Origin of the sequence: Variovorax sp. LjRoot290 (assembly GCF_964253985.1) — a bacterium.
Lineage (GTDB): Bacteria > Pseudomonadota > Gammaproteobacteria > Burkholderiales > Burkholderiaceae_C > Variovorax.
In genome coordinates, this window is the sequence record NZ_CAXURW020000002.1 from 1,110,299 (window position 1) to 1,131,498 (window position 21,200).

Below are 21,200 nucleotides of genomic sequence, written 5' to 3' on the forward strand. Positions count from 1 at the left end.
TCCAGCGGCCCGCCGCCACTCGGGGATGCGCTGTCAACGCACCTCTCGCGAGCTAATCGTCAGAGTCGCGTGATCGCGCTCATCTCGGGCAAACGCTGCCAGGGCAGCCCGACCACGAGTGCGTCGAACTGGGCTTGCGTCAGCGCGATCGGCTTGGTCGCATCGATCTCGCGTGGCCACACGAAGCGCCCAACGTTCAACCTTCTCGCAGCGCACCACACGCCGAATCCGTCGTGCACGAGCATCTTGATGCGCGTGGCCCGCGTATTGGCAAACATGTAGCCGTGGTGGGCGTTCGCGCTGCCGAGTGCATGGACCACGTGCGCGAGCAGGCGCTCGGCGCCAGCGCGCATGTCTACTGGCTTCGTGCACAGCCACAGCGCGTCAATGCGGATCATCGCAACACCTCGCGCAGCCACGCTGCGCAGTCGGCGGCGGCCGAGACCGGCCATGTCACGCTCACACCGAGCGCACCACGCTTGAACTCAAGAAGGATCGCCTCGACAGCGACAGCAGCAATCGCTGGCGCTGGCGCCGGAGCTGAGGTCGGTGGTGACAAGGGCAATGACAGCGCGATGAACTGGGGGGCCGACTCGGCAACCGTTGTCGATGTTGACGATGGCACTGGACTCGCCCCGCGTCCGCGGCGCCATTGATGCACCAGGTTGTCGTTCAACTTGTACGACAGCGCGACTGCTGCGACAGATGCCCCCGGCTCTGCGCAGGCAGCGAGGACCTGCGCCTTGAACTCTGCGCTGTGACGGCGCCGCTGCTTCGGGTTGACGTGCATCGATGATGTCCAGCTAACTTAGATGGACAGCATCGTCTCCGGCTCAAGGGACAGTCTCAAGGTGGGCCGACTGGCCGCTTACCTCGATGTTCCGCGCGAGAAGCTGCTTCGATTGCATGCCAAATTCTGCCTTCGAGTTGGACGTCTGGTTGTGTCAGGGACGCACCCCATGGTAGGTCGGAACCTCCACCCGCGCCTCAAAGCCTAGCTTCTCAGCAAGAACCACCGAGGGCTGGTTGTTGGTCCAGCAATCCCAATTTGGGACCAGGTCATGGTTCAAACAGTGATCGATGAAGGCGCACGCCGCTACCGTGCCAAGCCCTTTACGGCGATGACCCTCAGCGGTCAAGATGTCGATGTCGTGATGACCATGCCAAGCGAAGGCCGTGTAGCACATGCTGACGATGACATCTTGATGTAGGGCGCAGAAGCCGACGCCGTGCTGAACGAAATCGGCAGCTGATTTCCAATAGCTGCGGCTGTAGGGATTGGCAACGTCGCGTATTCGCTGCATCAACTGTTCATCAATGCGAAGGAGTTCATAGCCCGTCGGAACAGTGCTCTTCCAGCCCTCAATCCGAGCAAATCTTGAACGATTGAAATCGAAGTCAAGACGCCGTCGCTTCTTAGCGGCGCTCCCGAGGATGCTGTCCAGCACTGCTTCCCATGCATCAGGGAAGGCATAGAGGATAAAGTAGTCCGAGCCGTGGTATTCGAGCAGCCATTGACAGACCTGCTCGGCGAAGACAACGTCACCGGCGGTCCCGCCGAGCGTGCAGGCGCCGTTGTTGTAGACAAGGGCTGCCGTCGGCCGTGTCGGGTAGTTCGCGAACACCCTGCCATGCCCGACACCGGCAATGACCGAGTTGGGGATGCTGGGACCGTACGGAAGATTGTCAAAAAGGGAAGCGACGCGATGAAACTCCGAAGGCTTCAGTTCGAGCATTGTTGCGTTGCGATTGAGTTGGTCAGTTGAAGGCCGCTTCTGGCCGCGTTCGGCCCTTGCTCACGGGTCTCGTCTTGCATGACTACGCGAAAAGAGATCTATTTCTCACGTGGCAGCCGAAAGCATCGGTGATCGAGTGGGCGCGATGGCTCGCGGAGTTTCCTTCTTCGATCCCCTGTGTCCGCTGAGGGGTGCGGCGCGAGCCGCACCCAGCATGCGCCTACTAAGAAGCACTACCCGCACCCCATGCTTCATGCGCCGGGGTCGGGCCCGCCCGATGGCGAACTACTGAGAAAGCTGCTTAACCATCCGGTACATGAACTCGCGGCCATCATAGAGCCGCGGAATAGCAACGCGCTCGTCCAGGCCGTGGGCGCGAGCGTCGCTGGGCTCCGAGAAGATGCCGGAAACGCCGTACATCGGGATGCCGACGTTGCGCATGAAGCGGCTGTCGGTTGCGCCCGTGCTCATCGTCGGGACCACCGGGATGCCGGGCCACATCTGTTGAGTGATGGAATCGACGACTTCCAGCACGTCGGCGCGCAGCGGCGACGGCGGACTCTTGAGCGGCGGATTGCTTGTTTCAATCTTGATGCGACTGCTGCCCAGTACCTTGCGCAGAGTGGCATCAACCTCAGCGGGATCGTCGTGCGGCAGGATGCGGCAGTTCACCGTCGCTTTTGCCGACTGCGGCAGCGCGTTCTCCGCATGGCCGGCCACGAGTTGCGTCGCCACGCAGGTGGTGCGCAGGGTGGCGTTGTACAGCGCTGAGCGCGACAGGCGATCGATCGCGGCCTCGTCCGGCGTTCCAGACGCGACCGCGCGCATGTCCTGACCCATCTGACCGGTTTCGAACTGGGCGCTTTTTTCGAAGTAGCTGCGCGTGACGTCGGCCAGTTTCACGGGGAAGCGGAACGCACCGAGTCGATCCAGTGATGCGCTGAGCTCGTAGATCGGGTTGGCGGGAGTAGGCAAGGAGCTGTGGCCGCCGACATCGCGCACCTCGAGCTTATAGGTCGTGTACATCTTCTCGGCTACCTGCATGCGGTGCAGCACGGGCTTGCCGTTGTTGAGCTGGCCGCCGCCGCCCTCGTTGATACCGAACTCCGCGTCGAGCAGCGCGCGCTGGTTGTTCACGAGCCAGAAAACACCGTTGGTGGGCACGTCACCGAGTTCCTCGTCTGCCGTGAGCGCCAGCACGATGTCGCGATTGGGCTTGAACCCCTCGCGCTTGAGTTGGCCCAGGATAGAGACGAACGAAGCCGCCATGGCCTTGTCATCCGATGCGCCGCGCGCGGTGAAATAACCGTCGTCTTCCTTGAGCTTGAACGGATCCGTCTTCCAGTCCTGACGGCGAGCCTCGACCACGTCGAGGTGGGCCAACAGCAGGAGCGGCTTCTTCCCGCCCGTGCCCTTGTAGCGAACGACCAGATTGCCCTTATTGGGGTAGGGCTCGAAGAGTTGAATCTCGTCGGCCTTGAAGCCCGCATCCAATAGGTGCTTGCGCATGGCCTGCGCCGCCTCGGTGTTGCTGCCCGTCAGATGGGTCGTGTTGATCTCGACGAGTTCCTTGTAGATGTCGTGGAAACGCTGCTGCTCGGGTGTCAGCGGCGGCGTCTGCGCTTCTGTTTGGGCGCCAGCCCAGGAAGTGACGCACAGCAGTGCCGCCGCGGCGCAATGTAGTAACTTGTTATTCACCAAAATGGGCCTCCGTATCGGACGATCTTCATGCCCCGCCAAAGCCGATGCGGCGAGGCTCCGCTCAGTATATTTGGCTGCTTGCAATGGGCCAGAAACGCCTGGCTGACGCGTGCTCGTGGCCGCGCATTCTGCCCTGGGTCCTCAAAGCTTCTTCATCATGAACGCTAGGTAGAACCCATTGGTGTGGTTGTCGATGCGGCCAAACTCATGGTAGCCGCGCCTCGCATAGAAGTCGGGGGCCTGCCACTCAAACGTGTCGAGCTTGGCGCCGTGCGCGCCCAAGGTCTTCGCCTTCGCCTCGGCCTGCTCAAGCAGTTTGCTGCCAAGCCCGGTAGCCCTGACCGCCTCGTCGACCCAAAGCACGTCGATGTGGAGCCAGTACAGGAAGACGTATCCGCGAAGCCCTCCGACCATTCGACCTTCTTCATCCCTGGCGCTGAGCCACACCGGTTGCGATTCGGGATACTCGCCCACGAAACCGTAGTTGAAGTGGCGCAGCCGTCGACCGAGCTCGCCCGACCTCACCTCCTCTTGTGTCGCTTCGATGATGGTCCAGGCTGTCATTGAGAGGCTCACGATGTTGCGGAGGCGGCCGATTCTGCCCGGCCTTCAAAGTCGGCTCCTGGCCGTTACCGGGTACGCAAGAATCCAGACCGATCAGATCGACTTGGGCTAGCCACGCAGACTACGGACTGCGCCCAACATCTCGTGAGTGTCATGAGCCATGACCGCGAGAAACGCCAGAAGGCCCAGATAGTAGACGCAGTAGGTCAAACGGGTCTCGGCCGTGACCGCGTAGTACGCCTGGTTAGCAGGATCCTCCGGATCGTATTTCCAGGCGCGGATCACCTGGGGCGCCGCGAGCACGGCGACGAGAATGAGCAGCGGACTCGGTCGCCAGAGAAAGACCGCTACCAGAACGGGAACTCCGACTAGCCACACGCGCGGCGTAAGAACTGCGGTGATCCGACCACCATCCAGCGGAGAGATGGGAATCAGGTTGAAGAGGTTGATGAAGAACCCCGCGTATGCCAGCGCAAGCAACAAGGTGCTGCCCCCTTCGCGTGCAGCGAAATAACAGCCGAGCGCGGCCAGGCTACCCAACAGCGGCCCGGAAAAACCGACCCATGCCTCCGTCTCGACGTCGTGCGGCTGATCCTTCAGCTCGATCCAGGCGCCCACGAACGGGATGAAAGTTGGCAGCCCAACATCGAGTCCGCGCTGGCGCGCGGCAAGGTAGTGGCCCATCTCGTGGACGAAGATGAGTCCCACGAAGCCGACGGCGTACCGCCAGCCGAAGATGAGAGCGTATGCAACGACCGACAGCAGCATCGAGCCGCCGGTGAGCAGCATCTTGCTGAACTTGCCCGCCGTCAGCAGCAGGAGAACCAGCTTCATTGCCGGAGGCTTAGAAGTTATCCGTAAATAATATTCACCGCCAGCGGCACCTTTCGGTAGGCAATGATTGCGGCGGCAAGATGATTCAGTGCGAGGAAGCTGCGTTCGAGCTTCTCGTAGCGCACCAACAGCTTGCGGAAGCGGTTGAACCAACTGTGGCATACCTCGACCACCCAACGGCGAGCCTTCTTCCACGGCTGGCGCCGTTTGGCCTCAGTCTCTTGCCTACGGTCCACGACATGAGGGATATAGCCGTGCGACTCAATGATGTGAAGGGCCTCCGCGCTTCGGTAGCCGGCATCTGCGCACAGGTGTTTGCTGCGTCGAATTGGCGTCCGCTCGCGCTCGACCACGATGGCGCTGAGGACCTCATCGATTCGCTTGCCGTCATTCACGTTGGCCCCGGTCACGATGAACGACAACGGGACGCCACGGCCGTCCACCAGCAGGTGGCGCTTGCTCCCCTTTTTTCCCCCGGTCCGTCGGGTTCGGTCCGACAGATTCTTGCGCCAAGGGAGCCTTGAACATCGCCCCGTCAACGCTCTGCCATCGCCAGGCGATGCCTTGCATCTGGTCATACTCCGCCAGCCCTGCCTTCCACAGTGCCTCGAAGAAGCCTGCCCTCTCCCACTCGAGAAAGCGCTTGTGGATGGCGCTGGCGCTGCCGAAGCGTTCCTTGGGCAATGCTTTCCACTGGCACCCCGTGCGCAGCACGTACACGATGGCCTCGAACACCTGCCGCGCAGGCTTCGGCGGTCGTCCTGCGCCAGGACTTCGAACGTACGCCTTCTTCGGCAATGCGGCGCGCGCCGGAATCAGCGGTTCGACCCGCTGCCAGAACTCATCCGTCACCACCCAGGACTCGACTCGCTTTGCCGTCATCGTCTCGCTCCGACACCGCGCTCAATGCGGCTCGGAGGCGTAGTTTACTATTTACGGATAAGCTCTTAGCCCCTAGGAGATGTCGGGTTGTTGCTGATCGGAGCAGTCGCATCCTCAGGGAGCTGTGCCGTCGTGGCAGGAACGTTTGTCTTCTTCTTAAAAATCTTGGTCGCGCCCCACGCAGCGGCGGCAGCTGCAAGAACGCCGACCTTTGCAAACTTCGCGATGAAAGCGAGAAGTATTGCGAACAGGCCAAACTTCTTCGCCGCCGCCCCCGCCACCAGCGCCGCGAGACCGTAGGCCGCGACCTTGTCTGTTGAGCTGTTGAAGTCCGCGTACTTCTTGCCGTCGTTGTACTCGAGCGCTGAAAGCAGCCTGAGTGCGTCTGGCTTGTATGTCTCGATGGCCTTCGCGTCGGTCACCAGGTTCAGGCTGATGTATCCATCGCGTCCCAGTGCGTACGTGTTGTAGTTGACGCCTTGCTCGCCCGCCGGAGCGCCCTTGTCGATCGTGAGAGCGGACCACACGAGGCGATGGCTCGACGCGTCGTAGTGCGGCTTCTGCGCCCAGCCGACGACGTCCATGGCCGCTATGCCGCGCTTGGTGCGTTCTTCGTTCGCTGCCGCAGTTCCCTCCTTCAGGCTCTTCAGCAGATCGTCGGCATTCCAATCCTTGGCGTCGTCGTCCTTGATGTAGCCCTCCTTGACGACGTTCACGACAGCGAACCAAGGCGCATCGCTTGCGGGAACGATCGCCCCAACGAACCCGTCGCCAACGCGATTTCCCATCGCTGCCAACAACTGTGTCGCAGCAGGATTCGGAATCCAGACATACCCGGCGGGCAACCTCAGATATGCTTGGTCGCGTACAGGAACATCGACCGGCCCGAGCTGCTTGGCGGCCTGCGCGGCAGCGAAAGCAGCCTGGCGCTCAGCTTCGAGTGAATTGGCCGAAGTGGTGTTGGGTGCAGCGCCGGCGCCGGCAACGGCGGACCACGCGATCAGGATTCCCGCGGCGACGCGGGCAAAGCGACAAATCATGCTCACTCCTCAGTTGTTTTTGATTTTTCCCATCTGAGAGTCTACCGAGCGGCCGCAGGTGGAGATTGTGAATTTCTGGGCGGATTTGGACACGTTTTCGTGGTGTCAATGGGATGGCACTGGCGCTAAAGCGGTGTGCGCGATGCGCACTTACAAGTTCCGGGTGCCTGCGAAGGTCCGCATTTGGCCGATTCGAGGCGCTCACGGCTGACTCAAGTGTTCGCAGCCCGTGCATGCGACAGCGCATCTCGCAGCATCCTACGTTCAGCTTCAGCTCCGGCGAACTCGCCGTAGCGTCGATGTCGAACGCAAGCGTGGCGCATGCTCGGGTGGACAAGCGCAACTACCACCGTTTGAAAGTCGGGAAGCGCTGAAATGCGGACGTTAGGCCGAACAGGCCCGACCCGGTCAAGGTGCTTTAGGCCCATTCCCTCGCCCCACGACGTGAGGTCATGGGAGAGCGGTGCGAGCATCACCGGCGAATGAATGCCAAGCGTCACGATGAGCGATGGTCGTTGGACCTCAAGCTGCCGCACAAGAAAGCGACGGCAATACGCGACGAATTCCGGGTCGCGGGCGCCGGGGAATGTCCCGGTGGTCGCTGCGCCGGCACGAAGGCCCATGAACACGTTTGTGAAGAAACAGTCGCTCGGCTCTATTTCGGCCGCGGCGAGCACCGCGAGCAGGTTGCGCCAAGTTGGCTGCAATTCGCTTTCTGAGCCTCTCCGCAACGAATCGCGGTAGCCAAACTCAGAGTGAAAGTCGTGCCCAAGAATCATCGTGCCCCCAAGCGGAAACTCGGGCATCGTCTCGCCCAGATTTGGGTTCCAAAGACCGTGGCCCCCGGGGAAAAAGGCGGTGCCACGAATAGGCTCCGCGACGGGCAAGACACCCGCCGGATAGTCGACTGCAAGGGCTTGCTCAGCCCAAAGCAGCTCTGCGGGATGCGTGTGACGTTTTGGGTTGCTCATGGCCGTCGCCTCAGCGGATACTCGCAGAATCGTACGTCCGGCTGTGGCCGAACTGAGACCCTTACGGCCATTCCCTGTCAAGATAGCAGCTCAGAATCTGCGCTTTGCGATACGTGTCCGCCCCGTCGATGGCTTGTTGAGGCTCGTCGAACTCCACCCAGTAGAAGTACTCCGGTCCCCTCACCGTATCAACAGGCTCAGGCTCGCTCACGACTACTCCACGAAAGGTGCTTTTCCATCCGCCAAGCGGCGAAACCGATACGCGGTCGAACAGGGCAAAACTTTTCATGGGCAGCCGATTCTGCCGCATGAGCGGTTCAGTTCGGACCCTCAATCCGTGCGATGGAAAGCGCGGCGCTGGAGCTAAGTGTCAGCTTTCGGCCTGCATCGGGACCGGAAACGACTGGCCGCTGTTGGCCGTTATGAACATCTATTCATAACGGCCAAAAGCTGTCATTCGCTTAGATCCCCAAATTTGATGAGATCTACCATCAGTTGAGCGCTGCGGCCGGGCTTTCGCAAGCGCTCGGTCATCCCGTCTTGACTGCGGACGCAGATCAGATTGCTGACCCCGGCTGGCAGTGATGCGGCAACAGTTCAACGACGCGACTGGTTGGTTGAGTAGGCAGCGGCCTCGCGGTAAGACGATTGAGAGTGCATCAGGCATGAACTGCAGCGCGATCTCGGTCGTGCTGCTCGGGCAGGCGCACACCACCGTCCCTGCCCCATCGCCGCAACAGGTGTGATGCGCATGCCCAAGCAGGACGAGTTCGATGTTCGTGAAGTGGCGCAGCAATGCCTCGAGCGGCGCAGATCCACGCAGCGATAAGCGTCGAGGTGTGGAATGCCGCTGATCAAAGCGGGAAAAGCGAGTAGCGCACGCAATTTGTCGTAAGAGATGCCCGCCACGGGACGTCCGCCGAAGTTGCACGCGAAGCTGCCCAGCAAGCCGATCCGGAGACCGTGATTGGCGGGCCGTGCAGGCCGATTCAGGTTCTTGCCAGTCATCTCGCTCCCATCGGGGTAGCGTCAGCTTGCGAACGATTGGCGAACGATGGCGCAGTAACTTCGGCCAGCTTCATCGATGATCAAACCAACCCACAGGAAGGAACAAGCCATGAATTTTTCTCGCCATCATTCTGCCGGCCCAAGAAGGCTCTTGACCGCTGCATTCCTTGGCTTCGCCGCTCTCGTCCACCAGCATGCGCTCGCTCTCGAATTCAACGATGGCAGCGTCTATTTTTGTCCGACAATGACAACTGCGGCGGGAGGGGAAATGAATGGAATCATGTGCGATGCGGAGCATTGCTACAACAGCCGGTCGCCCAAACTCGGCACTGCACAACGGCTCTTTCTGGAATCCGCGAAAGAGAAGTGCCGCTATTTGTCCGATCAGGAAGTCACGCTCCACTGGCCTGAATACGCGCCCACAACCGCGGCGGTTCCCGAACCCACCGCCAAATAGCAAGGCGGTCAAGGATTCGACCGGGCTTCCTCCTGGAACCTCCTGGGGCGAACGAATGGCTAAATCGCTATCAACTGCCGCACACCGTTGGCTTCCATGTCCTTGCCCCGGCCGCGTGCGATGAGCTCGCGGCGCTCCATGACCAGGTAATCGTCGGCCGGTCCCTGCGCAAAGTCGTAGTACTGCTCCACCAGCAGGTTGGCCATGTCGCCACGGTCGGCCAGCATGCGGATGACGCGGCCCGAGGCACAGACGCGCCCTCTATGACCCCTATCGTATCGTCCGGTAGGCGGGGCTTCTGATGGCTCACTGCTTGGCGACAGCGGGGATGGTACTAATGTTCTCTACCCAGTCGAGCGCTGATTTGCCTAACCGGGGCGGGATTTGCACCAGCGCCCAAAAACGGAGGATGCGGGCGCGCATCACCGCGAGACCTTCGAGCACGGATACGCCCGCGTTGGTATTCAATCAGCCAGAGCTACAGTCGAACGGGCTGTGGCCGGTGCTCGCGCTGGCCGGCTTCACCGCGTTGGCCTTGATCGCAGCCGCGGCGGCTTGCCTTCATGCGTGCGAAGAGCCGGCGCAGGCGCTCACTCAGTTTCGGCTCGATGGCGACCGGCGGCTCAAGCATCACCAACGTCAACGGAGCGTATTGGCATGCGTTCGCAAGCGTCCGGCCGCTGCGAGTGATGCAGAACGACTCGCCGGCGTTCAGATTGACGTCTTCGCTGGCAGCATCTTGAGTGACCCACACTGATGCACGCATAACCCGCAGCTTCATGCCGCGCACGTTGTTGAGGCAAATCATGCCTCCACGCGGGACGATGATGTTCGGCGGTTCCGTGCAGTCGATGAGATCCAGGTTGGCAAGCATGGTCGATTCCTTCGTGGCGGATTGGGTGGTTCAGCGGGGCTTGCCTCTAGCACATGCAGGGCGTTCGATAGCGTGCGGTTACGTTCATGCGGCACTCTGTTCGTCATCGGAGCAAGAGTAGCGGCCGGGCTGCGCGCCACATCCTGCGATCCCGGTATTCGCTTGCAGCTTTCCGCCCCTGTGCCACTGCCCTTCATGATGCGATTTAGGGGAGACACTCGCCGTCGGCGCGGGCCGGCCCGATGGCCAGGAAGCCGGCCAGCAACAGGGCGATCCACAGCCGGTGCATGACTCGCTGCGCAAAGTTCACTCGCCGAGGAGGCAGAGCCAGTGCCAACGCACCACGCGCTGCCCGCAGTAGTTGGCGACGATGCGCTGAGACAGCTCCGCATTGCCGGACAGGTCCCAGCGCCTATCGACCCAGACCATGGCCTCGTAGAGCTCGTCAGGGTCGCCGCTCAGGTCGTACCTGTCGATCAAGGCCGTGGCGAGCTCCCGGTTCGAAAGATCGTCCCCGCTCGCCGCTTCGTTGCGCAGAAGATCGAGCCAGGACTGGCCCATGGGAAGGGGCGGCGCCGCCGCGGCTGCCCGTGCCGGGTTCAGAGTCGCTGCATCATTCTGGGGCGGCCTGTTCATCGCGAACGCCACGAGCGCGCCGGACACGATCGCCCCCGCAGCGAAGCCGCCGATGACTTGGATGATCCACATCGCCTTCATGTCTGTATCGTCATTCAATGCCTAGAACTGGCTCGGCAGTTGCGCATCCTCGCCGTGCAGGGCGGCATGGACATGCGCTGCAGCGACCCAGGTGATATAGGCCTGGAACAGATCTTCCCCGTCCGACCGGCCCGCAGCCGTCTCCGTTGCCGGGACTTCCGCGCGCACCGGGGGCACGTGGAGCGCGGCATAGCCCACCCACCCGAGTACGCCGCTCAAAAAGACAGGAATGATGACTGCACGCAGCTTCGACATGCCGCTCTCCTCGGTAAGATGTTGCGAGCCATGCTGGCTCGAGGGGCTTCAACGGTGAAGCTGCCAGACAGTACCGAGCCATCGTTCGCCAATCGTTCGCCGCGGACGCCACCCTCCGCCCAGTGATGATCGAAAGCACTTGAATCAGCCCGCACTCCCCTTCGACAACGGCCTCCAACTCAGGTTGCTGGGCGGCTTCGACTGCACACTGAACGGGCGTCCGATTGCCGGGATTTGGTACGACAAGATGCGTGCGCTGCTCGCCTACCTTGCGCTGGAACCGCAGCAGGATCACAAGCGGGAGGTTCTGGCCGAACTGTTCTGGAGCGGCAACGATCCCGTCACGGCGCGCGGCAACCTGCGCCGGACGCTGTCGGATTTGCGCCGCGTGGTGGAACTGCCCGCCGGCAGGCCCTTGTTCTCGGCCAGCAAGAGCACCATCCGTTTCATTCCGAACGCCTCCATCGACGCGATAGAGTTCAGCGGATGGGCGCTGATTTCGCCGCACGATCGCGACTCGCCACAGCAACGAAATGAGAGAGTCGTTGACCTTTATCGCGGTGAATTCATGGCAGGTTTTTACTTGCCGGACTGCCCCGATTTCGAAGACTGGCTTCTTGTCCAGCGTGAAGCCCTGCACCGCCGGGCGCTCGCCATGTTGGAGCAGTCGGCGAATTTTCACGAGCCAATCGGCGACTATGGCATGGCCCTGCAATTCGCCTTGCGTCATACCGACCTCGAGCCGTGGGACGAAGCCGCACATCGTCGGGTGATGCGCCTATACGCCTTGAACGGTCAGAACGGCGCGGCCCTCGGGCAGTTCGACGCGTGCTGCCGTCTGCTGAAAAAGGAGTTGGGCGTCATCCCCGGCGAGGAGACACGGCAGTTGGCCGAGCGCATCCGCAACGCTGAATTCGTGCGCGACTCGCCAGAGATCCCGACGGCGCCGTCGCATGTCGTCCCGCAAGCGCACGCGGAGCGACGACAGGTCACCGTGCTGTTCTGCGAGCTGGCTCCATCCGGAATCGACGACCCCGATGACGCGATGGAACTCCTGCTCGCACCCCGAGCGCACTGTGTCGAGATCATCCGGCGGCTCTCGGGACATCTCGTGCCAATGCATGGCGGCGGATTGCTGGCATATTTCGGCTACCCGCAATCCCATGAGGACAGTGCTGTGCGGGCCGTGCGAGCCGCCTTGGCCGTCACGCGGGAAGCCGCTCGCAGCATTGAGATCCGCTCAGGCGTGCATACCGGGCTGATCACGACAGGCAGCGACCCATCCCTGCCGGACATTGTCGGCAAGACCTCCGGGGTCGCCATCCAACTGCGCCATTGCGTCGGGTACAACGAAGCAGCGATCAGCCAGGAGACGCACAGCATCGTGGCCGGCTATTTTGATTGCACGAATCTGGGCGCCCAATCCTTGCCAGACTCGTCGCGGCCCGTGGCTGTGTTCAGAGTCGAAAGGGAAAGTGGCGCCCGCACACGGCTGGATGCTGCAACGCCGCTGACGCCGCTGGTCGGACGGCAGGCCGAACTCACGCAACTCACGGGTTTGTGGGAAGCGGCAAAACAAGGCGCCAGCCTTGCGGTGCTGGTGCAGGGCGAGCCGGCCATCGGCAAGTCCCGTCTGGTGCATGTCCTCAAACAGGGGCTGGCGGGCGAGCCGCACGCCGTCCGCGAGCTACGCTGTTTCCCGGAATACAGCCAGTCACCGTTTCATCCACTGCTGGTGCTCCTCGAGGCAAACCTGGGCTTTGCCCCTGGCGACACTCCGGAGGTGAAGTCCGCCAAGCTGGCGCAGCATGTCGCAAGGAATTACCCCGCATTGGCTCGGGAAGCCGTCCCCTTGCTGGTCTCGCTGTATTCGCTGCCGCAACCCGCACACTCCCGCGCGACCGGTCTCTCACAGCAAAAGCAGAAAGAACTGACGATCAAGCTCCTGCGCGCGATGTTGAAGGGGCCGACGGCGAAGCTGCCGATGTTGCTCATTGTGGAAGACCTGCATTGGGTGGACCCTTCCACACAGGATTTCTTGACGGCGCTGATCGAGCAAAAAGGACCGGAGGCCCTGCTCGCGATCTTCACCGTGCGGCCCGGGTTCATTCCGCCCCATGCGGCTTCCGTGCTGTCGCTCCCGCCCCTCGCCGAATACGAAATGGAGCAATTGATTGCCGCGGTCGGCGGGAAGCTCCCGGCAGCGACTGTCCGCCGTATCGTGGAACGCGCCGATGGCGTGCCACTTTTTGCAGAGGAGCTGGCAAAGACGGCCACTCGGGTCGATTGGGCAAGCATTCCGGGCACATTGCACGATCTCCTGGCGGCCCGCATGGACCAACTGGGGGAAGCGAAATACACCGCTCAGATCGCCGCCACGATCGGGCGGGAATTCGGGGTTGACCTGCTGCGCAAGGTGTCCCCATCCAGTCCGAATGCGCTGGCGAATTCTCTGAGTCAATTGATGGATTCCGGCCTGATATTGAAGGTCAATGAAGCGACCTGCCAGTTCAAGCACGCGTTGATCCAGGAGGCGGCCTATCAATCGCAGACCCGGGCCGATCGGCAGGCGACTCATCGTCAGATCGCGCAGGTCCTGCAAAGCAATTTCCCCGACAGCGTCACGGCCCAGCCGGAACTCCTGGCACAGCACCTGTCCTCCGCCGGAGAAATTCGGCAGTCCGTCGAATACTGGATCAAGGCAGGGCAACGAGCGATCTCCGGCTCGGCCAACCAGGAAGCGATCGCACATTTCAATCGCGGGCTGCGATCGCTGATGACGCTGCCCGCGGCGCCAGAAAGGGATCAGACCGAATTCTCGATCCTCGTCGGCCTCTGCCCTGCGCTGCACGCGACGCATGGCTACGGGTCCGAGGATGCCACCCGGGTCACTGCGCGAATTTCTGCCTTGCGCGGGCTGGTGGCGGACAGTCCGGAATTTTTTCTGGCGGAATGGACGCGCTTGAGAAACACCGTTGCGACCATCGGTCCCCGCGGCGTACCGCAAGCCGCCTTGCGGCTCTTGGACCTGGCGCGCGATGACCCGATCGGAAAACAAGCGGCACACTATGTGGCCGCCGTTGCATCTTTCTGGCTGGGTGAGTTCGAAGCCTCGAGCACGCACGCCGCGAACGCTATTGCACTCCATCGTCCGGACCAACACCACCTGATGCTGGAATTGTTCGGCGAGGACCTGTCCGTATCGTTTGCCGGGCATTTGTCATGGGCGCTTTTTTTTCTCGGTTTCGCGGATCAGGCGCGCGAGGTGTGTGAGCGGATGCTCGAGCAAGCACGAGCGATGGATCATCCAAAGACGCTTGCGATGGCGCTTCTCTTCGCGACCATGTTGCATCGCTGGTTGAACAAGCACACGGAGACCCTGAGCTTGTCGGCCGAGACCATTGCCCTCACGCGACAACATGGCATGTCGCATTGGATGGCGACGGGTGAAGCGCTGCACGGCAGGGCCCAGATCATGCATGAAGGCAGGCGGGACCTCTCCGAACTCAAATCGCTCGTTGTCCGTTTGAGCGCGGCGGCGCCTTCGTACTCGGCGCAGCGTTTGTCCGACATGGCTGAGGTTCATATGCACTTGAAGCTGTACGACGAGGCGCTCGGCTTGCTTGCGCAGGCGAAGGCGGATGAGAAAAGCACGGGGAGTTGCCAGTTTGCGGCCGAGCGTCATCGCCTCGAGGGGGTGTGCCTGCTGGCTCTTTCACCGCCCGATACCATGGCCGCCGAAGCTTCTTTCGACCAGGCGCTTACCATCAGCCGTCGGCAAGGGGCGAAAACGCTGGAACTGCGGGCTGCCATGAGCATGGCGCAGCTGTGGCGGCAGCAGGGCAAAAAGGAGCAAGCGCGCCGCATGCTGGCGAAAGTTCACGATCGGTTCACCGAGGGTTTCGATACCCCGGATCTTGTGGAAGCGGCGAACCTATTGCGTGCCCCGATTTAAATATGACCCCGTCAGGTTTCGAGTTCGATTACAGCGCTGACTTGCCATTCATCGAAGCGTACAACGCGCGGAAGTCTGACGATGCGCGCACTCGCTTGCGCACGGAGATTCCGTCTATGCCCTACGAGGGCGCATTGGCGCGACCATCTACCGCAGTCTCTTCATTCAAGCCCGCGGCGCCCTGAAGAAGGAACTGCTGCAGCATCTGAGGCGCAGGCGAGGCATGCGCCGCTCGCGCCATCACACGCAGAAGACAGACATCCACGGGAGAATCATTGACGCGGTGTCGATTTGCCGGCCGTGATGAGGGCAGAGGGCGACCAACAGAACGCCCGAGAGTGGCTTCCGAAGCGCGTGCGCACTGACCGCACGGCGGTCAACAATTGGCCAGGACCGGACCTTCCGGCATCCCTTCCACCTCACACAAAACTGGAGCATCTTCATGGCTGGTCCCGGCATGAGCAAAGAGCGGTATGAGGCCATGCCCAAGGCCCAACGGTGGGCGTACTGGACGCTCATCGTCGTCGTCGGGAGCTTCATCGCGTACATGTGGTTCCTGCACTAGCCGACGGGCAGAATGCGGCCAACAGCGGACGCTTGAGCCCCGGCCAGAATTCGCCCTGAAGCAGACATAGGACGTCGAGATGCACGAGATTGATTGCGAACTCATCAAGCGGGAGAACGAGGCATTGATTCGCGCGTACGGCGGCGAAATATGCGACTGGCTGCCAACTCCCGACCAAGATACCCCAGCACGAGATGCTCAAGCCGCTGCGCGTCGCGCTCTGGTCCTGAATGCGATGCTGCAGATTGCGTTCAAGGCGCCCATCTCCGTCGTCAGGCAGTGGATTGATAGCAATGGCTTGGACGGGGAGCTATCAAGTTCTGAGCGAGCTATTCTCGAAAAGGACGACGGCGACCTCACCGAGCAGGACCGCACCAACCTCTACTGGTACATCGAGGCGCTATGGGCGCTCGCGTGGGCAGCCGGAAAAGTCGAGGACCTTGCCTTCAACAAGCCTGTCGGTCGTGAACTTGCGTCGCTTATGCCGAATCTGCGAGAGAACGAGAGTGGCGAAGCCTTCATGAGTCGAGCGAAGCTTCGGCCTCGGCTGGAATTGTTCAGGATGACCGACCTCTACTACAGGCTCCATTGGTGGACGAGGACGGCCCAGTTGCATGCGGAACCATCAGGCGACGTGAGCTTGGACATCGTGATGGAGCGACGCAAAGCTCTCGAATGGCTATTGAACGACAACGGAAGCTGGGATGACGTGGAGCTCAGCACCTAGAGGCGGATGCCCGCCAGAAGCCGACGCTCTAGGCGCACATCCATTGACCAACTTAGCCCGCCTACATGAAGACGCCCCACATCATCAACGAATGGCTCGTTGAAAAGGTCGAGCAACATCCATGGGCGAGCGTGCATGAGAGGCGCACCGTCGCTCACGAATGGCGAAGGCAGCTCGGCGGACGGAGCATGAGCGCCGCGTTGACCGCTGCCATCACACCTGCTGATGACTTTTCCATCTCCGTCCGCGCGGATGGAATCCTTGATGAATACGTGGCAGCCGCGAAGAACGGCGTACTGACGACTCTGCTCGCGCAGAGCTACGTATCGGTTCTCGGATGCAACATCGAGCTCTCTGGCTTTCGCGATGACGGCCAAGACTCTTCGTATGCTGCATTTTTCATGGTTGCCAAGGAGGCGACCGAACGGCTGCTCGGGGTTGTCCCGGGCTTTGAACACAATATCGCTTGGGGTGGCCGACAGCCGTAGACGGCCAGAAGCAGCCGGTCGCCAGCGACGGCAATGTAGCAACGCAAAGATGGCCTCGGATCGCTGACACTGGCCAGCTCCGCCCGCGCATGCGCGGGCAAAAGGAACTTCAATCGCCCTCCGCAAATCCCGAGACCGGCCGGGTGCCTGGGATACCTCGATCTGGGGCGTCTCGACCGCTGCGCGGCGCTCGGTTGACCTAGCCTGGTGCGTTCTCAGGCCGCACTATCGGTCTTGAACTCGGGGTCGGCTCTGCCGAAGCGGTGACGGCGCAGTGCGGGCGCGGCCGGCCCTCCTGCTTCAAGGCGTGGCGATGCGTTCGCCGCGCGCCTCGGCGACGCGTTCGGCGTGCCACCAGGCGAGCAGACGCTTGAAGTCGCCGCCGAAGCCGACCCTGAGCAGCTCTTCGTAGATGACCGAGCAGTTCGCCGCTTCGCCCATGTCGAGCAGGCGCTCGGTCGCGGCCCGGTCGCAGCGCAGGTAGGCCGCCTTCAGGCTGCGCACTTCGCGGTCGACGGCCGCGTGGGTGCCGTTGGGCGGCTGCGCGCGCGGGTTCGAAGCAAGGGTCGCGAGCAGAAGCGAGGCAGCGATGGTGGCTGCGATGGACAGAGTACGATGGTGGGTCATGGGGCCTCCGATGGCGGGTGAGGGTGCCGCTGCCATTGCGCTCCACAGCTCGCGCGCCGTCATGAAGGAACCGGCGCGCGTGGTGAAAAAGGCTGAAAATTCCTCCCTACAGGCCGGGGAGACCAGATGCAGGTTCGAGCCGCCAACCGGTTGCGCTTCGAAGAGTTCGATCTCGACGTCGGCTGCCGCACGCTGCGCCGGGCCGGTCGGAGGCTCGACCTTCGCCCGCGCAGCTTCGACGTGCTGGTCTACCTCGCCGAGGCCGCAGGCCGGCCGGTGGGCAAGGACGAGATCCTGGCCGCCGTCTGGCCCGATGTCGTTGTCGGCGAGGAGTCGCTGACGCGCTGTGTCTCCGACATCCGGCAGGTTCTCGGCGAGCACGGGCAGCACATTATTAAGACGCTGCCACGGCGCGGGTATCTCTTCGCGGCTCCGGTCGAGCCTGTGCCGGCCTCACGCGCCGTCGATGCGGGGCCGGCCACACCCGCTGGCGAAGCGGCAGTGCCGTCCTCGTCGGCTCGGGCGGCGATTGGCACGGTCGCGGGTGAGGCCGCCGCGCCGGTGAGGCGAGGCGCTGCTGCCGTCGCGCTCTGGAGCGGCCTCGCGGCTGCCATCGTCGCTGTGGCAGCGTTGGCTTGGTGGTGGCAGCAGCGCAGCGCACCGGTGGTGCCACCCGCACCACCTCGCCTGTCGATCGTCGTGCTACCCCTTGCAAGTGATGGCGGCGACCCGGCGCAGGACCGGCTGGCCGCCGTGCTCACCGACGAGATCACGGTCGACCTGTCGCGCATCCCCGAGAGCTTCGTGATCGCACGGGCGACCGCGGACAGCTACCGCGGCCGCAGCGTCGACGCGCGTCGCGTGGGCCGCGAGCTCGGCGTGCGCTATGTACTCGACGGCGGACTGGTGCGCCTGGGCGACACGGTGCGACTGACCCTGCAGCTCGTCGACGGCGAGAGCGGGCGCGCCCTGTGGGCAGACCGTATCGATGGCGAGCTACCCGACCTTCCTGCGCTGTACCGCCGAGTCACCGGGACGGTGGCGAGGTCGCTGGACCTGACGCTGCAGGAGGTGGAAACCGCACGTGCTCGAGCGCGGCCCGGTGCCGACTCGCAGGAGCTGTTGCTGCAGGCGCGGTGGCTGCTGCAGTTCAACCGGACTACGCCGGACTCCCTGCAGCAGGCGCGCCGGCTGCTCGAGCAGGTGAGCGCGCGCGACCCGGGGTCGGGGCTCGCCTTCGCGCTGCTAGCACAGACCTATAACTACGACGTGTCGCAGCGCTGGCTGAGCCTGCGCGGCGCGACGCGCGAGCAGTGGCTTCAACAGGCCGACAGACTCTCGGCGCAGGCCTTCCAACTGGATCCCGCCGATGCACGCGTCGTCGGCGTGCGCGGTACGACGCTCGCGCTGGCCGGCCGCTCCGAGCAGGCGGTGGAGTTGCTCGGGCGCCAGATCGGGCTCAATCGCAACGATGCAAGCGCCTGGTTCTGGCTCGGTTATGCCCGTTGCACGCTCGGCCGGCAGGATGAAGCGATCGCCGCCCTCGAGCAGGCACGGCGGCTCAGCCCGCGCGATCCGAATCTCAACGGCATCTTCGTCGTCACCGCGGCGGCGCATCTGTACCTGGGCCGCGACCGCGAGGCGCTCGAATGGGCGCGGCGCTCGGTGCTCGAGCGGCCGCAGCACGCGGTGGCTCATTCGTGGGTCGCCGCGGCGGCAGCGAACTTGGGCGAGACGGAAACCGCGCGCGCGGCGCTGGCGGAGTTCAGACGGCGGCTGCCCTCCTACACGATTTCGTCGTTCCGCGACGAGCGGCTGTGCGCGAACGACCTCTGCCGCGCCCAGCGCGAGCGTTACTACGCGGGGCTGGAGAAGGCTGGGCTGCCCGAATAGGTTGATTCCGCGCTGCGGGCCTTCTTCGGGTGGCTGCGCATGGGTCAGAGCGGCTGAGCGAGCGGCGGACTTGTGGCGACGAGCTCAAGACTACGGAAGTCGCTGATGGGTCGACAAGAGCAGTTCGTGTCTTCAGCCAGCTGGCGCGAGAGCTGTCATCAACTTTGAGGATGCCGATTCCTCACGTTGGTTGTATGCGCGATCGGCCAGAACCTGCCGTTGAATCGAGGAGCCTGAGGTTTCAGCTCCGGTGGCAAGGGCCTTTCTTCTCAAGAGGTTAACTGGCAGCTTGACGCCTTCTGCGTCAACTGCCCCGACCCCGTGTCCGCGCTGGACCTCGTTCTCGAAGCACCTGCGGGCTCGGTGCCAGCGCAGGTCGTTGACCAAGCGCCGGCGATGCCTGCTCGGGCAGTTGACGGGTGGTCTCACGAAGAGCTTGCGCCAGCGCATCCCCTGCGCCTTTTGAGGCTAGACGATTAGCGCCGGAGCGTCAGCTTTGGAGAAATCTGTACAGCCGGTATGGGCCCAAGGACTAAACCGCTCGCGCGGTAGCCCGCCGCGGCGTCGGCGGCGGGCTACCGCGCGAGCGGTTTAGTCCATTGGCCGCATTCTGCCAGTCGCGTCATGCGTTGCTCGGCTGGGCGAACGTCTTTGGCTCGGAACCATTCCTGTCGCGGTAGGCGGAGATGGCCTCTTCAGCTCGAACGAGTTCGCCAGCAGCCATCCTTTGCACGAAGGGCACGAGCCAGCCGGCGTCTGCGCTCACGAAGTGCTGGGCCCATGATGGGCCGAGAGCTTCGGCGGCGGTGAGGAACGCAGCCGCCGCCCCGTGTCCGACTCCCTCCGCGACTCCAACCGGATGTGGCGTTGCCTCGAACGCTAATGAAACCTCATAGGGCCACTGGAAATCCCCAGACGTTGGAAGCGGCTTGGTCGATGAGGCGAGGACGTAGTAGAGAGCCATGTCTTCATTTGTAGCGTATTGGAGGGTACTGCTGGATGTCTGGTCCTGGCCGATTGTTGCTCGCGGCGTGGTCAGTGCGCACGCGCTTCGGATGCCGTGCGAAAACGTCCGCTTCCGGACGTCATTCGTCCATCTGCATAGCAGAACTGTTCTCAGGGGGCTAGGTGCCATACCGCGTCGATGGCGCCTGGAGCACCCTGGTCCGGGTACAGTGTCCACCATGAGGCAAGCCAGCATAGATGCCAGCGACCAGCAAGCAATCGCCGCTAGTTCGGACAGGCTGAACTTCGCCCCGTTGGTTTTTGCGGCAATAGGACCGCCAATTGGGCTCTTCATTGTGATTGCAGGGGAAAGTAGAGTTAATCTCGCAGTTCTGTTCTTTGCCCTCATCGCTTCGTATGGCATCGGTGTAATGCCGGCTCTGGCTTCAGGCTGTCTTCACTCTTTGCTCGGATTTCTCTGTCTTCGGGTACTCGGGGTGAGCCGCATTGGCCTCCTTCTCGGGAGCGCGCTGGGGGCCGTCAGCGGACTAGCGAGCATGATGGCGTGGAGCCTTCTGAAGTTTGGCAGCCTACTCCCTCAGTCGAACGGCCTTACACAACTGCTTCTTGTCGGAACGGGAGCAGGAGCTGTATGCGGCGCCGTGGTTTCCTTATGGAGCAATGCCTCCGCGGCTGCGCAAAAATCCGAGGAGGAAGCGCGCGAGTTCGCCAAGCTCTCTCCGGATGGTGACTTGATTGGCCCTCACGGTCGCTGCCCCAACTGCGAGGCTCTAGTTGCGTTGGATGCTCTCGCATGCCCGCGCTGCCATGCGGAGTTTGGTGAGAATGCTGTGTGGCGACCGACTCCGCTTGTGCGATAGAACGTCGGGTCCGGGGCCCGGGGCGACTGTAGCCAAGACGGCAGCGCTTACAGGGCGGAGCCGGAGGAAACTGGAGGGTG

21 protein-coding genes and 2 pseudogenes are annotated in these 21,200 nt (G+C 62.6%); 6 read left to right on the forward strand and 17 right to left on the reverse strand.

Features of this window, described 5'->3' with window-relative positions:
* Positions 1-59: 59 nt before the first annotated feature.
* The 10 genes from tnpB to ACSQ9A_RS34380 all read right to left on the reverse strand — a co-directional run bounded on the left by tnpB (position 60) and on the right by ACSQ9A_RS34380 (position 8,017).
* Entirely contained in the window at positions 60-398 is a 339-nt protein-coding gene (gene tnpB / locus ACSQ9A_RS34335) for an IS66 family insertion sequence element accessory protein TnpB (RefSeq protein ID WP_436306686.1), read from the reverse strand.
* On the reverse strand, positions 395-790 hold the full coding sequence (tnpA, locus tag ACSQ9A_RS34340) for an IS66-like element accessory protein TnpA (RefSeq protein WP_436306687.1): 396 nt from the start codon (positions 788-790) through the stop codon (positions 395-397). Before tnpA ends, tnpB begins: the two co-directional genes overlap by 4 nt.
* A 154-nt stretch (positions 791-944) precedes the next feature.
* Entirely contained in the window at positions 945-1,736 is a 792-nt protein-coding gene (locus ACSQ9A_RS34345; protein WP_436307237.1) for a GNAT family N-acetyltransferase, read from the reverse strand.
* Between the two features lie 285 nt (positions 1,737-2,021).
* On the reverse strand, positions 2,022-3,434 hold the full coding sequence (locus ACSQ9A_RS34350) for a M20/M25/M40 family metallo-hydrolase (protein WP_436307238.1): 1,413 nt from the start codon (positions 3,432-3,434) through the stop codon (positions 2,022-2,024).
* Between the two features lie 144 nt (positions 3,435-3,578).
* A complete protein-coding gene (locus ACSQ9A_RS34355; protein ID WP_436307239.1) occupies positions 3,579-4,001 on the reverse strand; it encodes a GNAT family N-acetyltransferase in 423 nt (140 codons plus the stop codon).
* A gap of 108 nt (positions 4,002-4,109) precedes the next feature.
* A complete protein-coding gene (locus ACSQ9A_RS34360; protein WP_436307240.1) occupies positions 4,110-4,835 on the reverse strand; it encodes a site-2 protease family protein in 726 nt (241 codons plus the stop codon).
* A 17-nt stretch (positions 4,836-4,852) separates the two neighbouring features.
* Positions 4,853-5,717, reverse strand: a protein-coding gene (locus ACSQ9A_RS34365) for an IS5 family transposase (protein ID WP_436298215.1) whose coding sequence is annotated in 2 segments (ribosomal slippage) — positions 4,853-5,300 and positions 5,299-5,717 — 867 coding nt in all. Because the reading frame shifts where the segments join, the coding sequence is not laid out codon by codon here.
* Between the two features lie 65 nt (positions 5,718-5,782).
* Positions 5,783-6,757, reverse strand: coding sequence for a DUF2167 domain-containing protein (locus ACSQ9A_RS34370; RefSeq protein WP_436307241.1), 975 nt, complete (start codon positions 6,755-6,757; stop codon positions 5,783-5,785).
* Positions 6,758-6,969: 212 nt separating this feature from the next.
* Positions 6,970-7,728 (reverse strand): uracil-DNA glycosylase family protein, encoded by a 759-nt coding sequence (locus ACSQ9A_RS34375; protein ID WP_436307242.1) that lies wholly within the window; start codon positions 7,726-7,728, stop codon positions 6,970-6,972.
* A 61-nt stretch (positions 7,729-7,789) separates the two neighbouring features.
* The gene (locus tag ACSQ9A_RS34380) at positions 7,790-8,017 is read right to left on the reverse strand and encodes a hypothetical protein (RefSeq protein WP_436307243.1); all 228 of its coding nucleotides are present in this window, start codon (positions 8,015-8,017) and stop codon (positions 7,790-7,792) included.
* An 828-nt stretch (positions 8,018-8,845) separates the two neighbouring features.
* Between ACSQ9A_RS34380 and ACSQ9A_RS34385 the strand changes: the two genes are divergently transcribed.
* The gene (locus ACSQ9A_RS34385; RefSeq protein WP_436307244.1) at positions 8,846-9,193 is read left to right on the forward strand and encodes a hypothetical protein; all 348 of its coding nucleotides are present in this window, start codon (positions 8,846-8,848) and stop codon (positions 9,191-9,193) included.
* A 59-nt stretch (positions 9,194-9,252) separates the two neighbouring features.
* Here the strand turns inward: ACSQ9A_RS34385 and ACSQ9A_RS34390 are convergent.
* The 5 genes and pseudogenes from ACSQ9A_RS34390 to ACSQ9A_RS34410 all read right to left on the reverse strand — a co-directional run.
* A pseudogene (locus tag ACSQ9A_RS34390) lies at positions 9,253-9,435 on the reverse strand (ABC transporter ATP-binding protein); the annotation flags it as partial.
* A gap of 64 nt (positions 9,436-9,499) precedes the next feature.
* A complete protein-coding gene (locus ACSQ9A_RS34395; RefSeq protein ID WP_436307245.1) occupies positions 9,500-9,661 on the reverse strand; it encodes a hypothetical protein in 162 nt (53 codons plus the stop codon).
* Positions 9,662-9,671: 10 nt separating this feature from the next.
* Complete coding sequence (locus tag ACSQ9A_RS34400; protein WP_436307246.1) at positions 9,672-10,067, reverse strand: DUF2917 domain-containing protein; 396 nt, start codon at positions 10,065-10,067, stop codon at positions 9,672-9,674.
* A 306-nt stretch (positions 10,068-10,373) separates the two neighbouring features.
* Positions 10,374-10,784: a hypothetical protein gene (locus ACSQ9A_RS34405; protein ID WP_436307247.1), complete on the reverse strand. Its 411-nt coding sequence runs from the start codon at positions 10,782-10,784 to the stop codon at positions 10,374-10,376.
* 21 nt (positions 10,785-10,805) lie between these two features.
* Positions 10,806-11,039: a hypothetical protein gene (locus tag ACSQ9A_RS34410; RefSeq protein ID WP_436307248.1), complete on the reverse strand. Its 234-nt coding sequence runs from the start codon at positions 11,037-11,039 to the stop codon at positions 10,806-10,808.
* 139 nt (positions 11,040-11,178) lie between these two features.
* Between ACSQ9A_RS34410 and ACSQ9A_RS34415 the strand changes: the two genes are divergently transcribed.
* The 4 genes and pseudogenes from ACSQ9A_RS34415 to ACSQ9A_RS34430 all read left to right on the forward strand — a co-directional run bounded on the left by ACSQ9A_RS34415 (position 11,179) and on the right by ACSQ9A_RS34430 (position 16,774).
* On the forward strand, positions 11,179-14,994 hold the full coding sequence (locus tag ACSQ9A_RS34415; RefSeq protein WP_436307249.1) for a BTAD domain-containing putative transcriptional regulator: 3,816 nt from the start codon (positions 11,179-11,181) through the stop codon (positions 14,992-14,994).
* A 142-nt stretch (positions 14,995-15,136) separates the two neighbouring features.
* Positions 15,137-15,286, forward strand: a pseudogene (locus ACSQ9A_RS34420) (IS30 family transposase); the annotation flags it as partial.
* A 352-nt stretch (positions 15,287-15,638) separates the two neighbouring features.
* Positions 15,639-16,286 carry a DUF4272 domain-containing protein gene (locus tag ACSQ9A_RS34425; RefSeq protein ID WP_436307250.1) on the forward strand — a complete coding sequence of 216 codons (648 nt, stop codon included), beginning with the start codon at positions 15,639-15,641 and terminating at the stop codon, positions 16,284-16,286.
* Between the two features lie 65 nt (positions 16,287-16,351).
* Positions 16,352-16,774, forward strand: coding sequence for a hypothetical protein (locus ACSQ9A_RS34430; protein WP_436307251.1), 423 nt, complete (start codon positions 16,352-16,354; stop codon positions 16,772-16,774).
* A 300-nt stretch (positions 16,775-17,074) separates the two neighbouring features.
* Here the strand turns inward: ACSQ9A_RS34430 and ACSQ9A_RS34435 are convergent, their stop codons facing one another.
* A complete protein-coding gene (locus ACSQ9A_RS34435; RefSeq protein ID WP_436290834.1) occupies positions 17,075-17,401 on the reverse strand; it encodes a hypothetical protein in 327 nt (108 codons plus the stop codon).
* 126 nt (positions 17,402-17,527) lie between these two features.
* Between ACSQ9A_RS34435 and ACSQ9A_RS34440 the strand changes: the two genes are divergently transcribed.
* A complete protein-coding gene (locus ACSQ9A_RS34440) occupies positions 17,528-19,294 on the forward strand; it encodes a winged helix-turn-helix domain-containing tetratricopeptide repeat protein (protein WP_436307252.1) in 1,767 nt (588 codons plus the stop codon).
* Between the two features lie 622 nt (positions 19,295-19,916).
* Here the strand turns inward: ACSQ9A_RS34440 and ACSQ9A_RS34445 are convergent.
* A complete protein-coding gene (locus ACSQ9A_RS34445; protein ID WP_436307253.1) occupies positions 19,917-20,258 on the reverse strand; it encodes a hypothetical protein in 342 nt (113 codons plus the stop codon).
* Positions 20,259-21,200: the final 942 nt, after the last annotated feature.

What these genes read in the sequence shown, in the direction of transcription:
- tnpB (WP_436306686.1), bottom strand. Translation starts at nt 398, where the DNA reads ATGATCCGCATTGACGCGCTGTGGCTGTGCACGAAGCCAGTAGACATG.
- tnpA (WP_436306687.1), bottom strand. Translation starts at nt 790, where the DNA reads ATGCACGTCAACCCGAAGCAGCGGCGCCGTCACAGCGCAGAGTTCAAG.
- ACSQ9A_RS34345 (WP_436307237.1), bottom strand. Translation starts at nt 1,736, where the DNA reads ATGCTCGAACTGAAGCCTTCGGAGTTTCATCGCGTCGCTTCCCTTTTT.
- ACSQ9A_RS34355 (WP_436307239.1), bottom strand. Translation starts at nt 4,001, where the DNA reads ATGACAGCCTGGACCATCATCGAAGCGACACAAGAGGAGGTGAGGTCG.
- ACSQ9A_RS34360 (WP_436307240.1), bottom strand. Translation starts at nt 4,835, where the DNA reads ATGAAGCTGGTTCTCCTGCTGCTGACGGCGGGCAAGTTCAGCAAGATG.
- ACSQ9A_RS34370 (WP_436307241.1), bottom strand. Translation starts at nt 6,757, where the DNA reads ATGATTTGTCGCTTTGCCCGCGTCGCCGCGGGAATCCTGATCGCGTGG.
- ACSQ9A_RS34375 (WP_436307242.1), bottom strand. Translation starts at nt 7,728, where the DNA reads ATGAGCAACCCAAAACGTCACACGCATCCCGCAGAGCTGCTTTGGGCT.
- ACSQ9A_RS34380 (WP_436307243.1), bottom strand. Translation starts at nt 8,017, where the DNA reads ATGAAAAGTTTTGCCCTGTTCGACCGCGTATCGGTTTCGCCGCTTGGC.
- ACSQ9A_RS34385 (WP_436307244.1), top strand. Translation starts at nt 8,846, where the DNA reads ATGAATTTTTCTCGCCATCATTCTGCCGGCCCAAGAAGGCTCTTGACC.
- ACSQ9A_RS34400 (WP_436307246.1), bottom strand. Translation starts at nt 10,067, where the DNA reads ATGCTTGCCAACCTGGATCTCATCGACTGCACGGAACCGCCGAACATC.
- ACSQ9A_RS34405 (WP_436307247.1), bottom strand. Translation starts at nt 10,784, where the DNA reads ATGAAGGCGATGTGGATCATCCAAGTCATCGGCGGCTTCGCTGCGGGG.
- ACSQ9A_RS34410 (WP_436307248.1), bottom strand. Translation starts at nt 11,039, where the DNA reads ATGTCGAAGCTGCGTGCAGTCATCATTCCTGTCTTTTTGAGCGGCGTA.
- ACSQ9A_RS34425 (WP_436307250.1), top strand. Translation starts at nt 15,639, where the DNA reads ATGCACGAGATTGATTGCGAACTCATCAAGCGGGAGAACGAGGCATTG.
- ACSQ9A_RS34430 (WP_436307251.1), top strand. Translation starts at nt 16,352, where the DNA reads ATGAAGACGCCCCACATCATCAACGAATGGCTCGTTGAAAAGGTCGAG.
- ACSQ9A_RS34435 (WP_436290834.1), bottom strand. Translation starts at nt 17,401, where the DNA reads ATGACCCACCATCGTACTCTGTCCATCGCAGCCACCATCGCTGCCTCG.
- ACSQ9A_RS34440 (WP_436307252.1), top strand. Translation starts at nt 17,528, where the DNA reads ATGCAGGTTCGAGCCGCCAACCGGTTGCGCTTCGAAGAGTTCGATCTC.
- ACSQ9A_RS34445 (WP_436307253.1), bottom strand. Translation starts at nt 20,258, where the DNA reads ATGGCTCTCTACTACGTCCTCGCCTCATCGACCAAGCCGCTTCCAACG.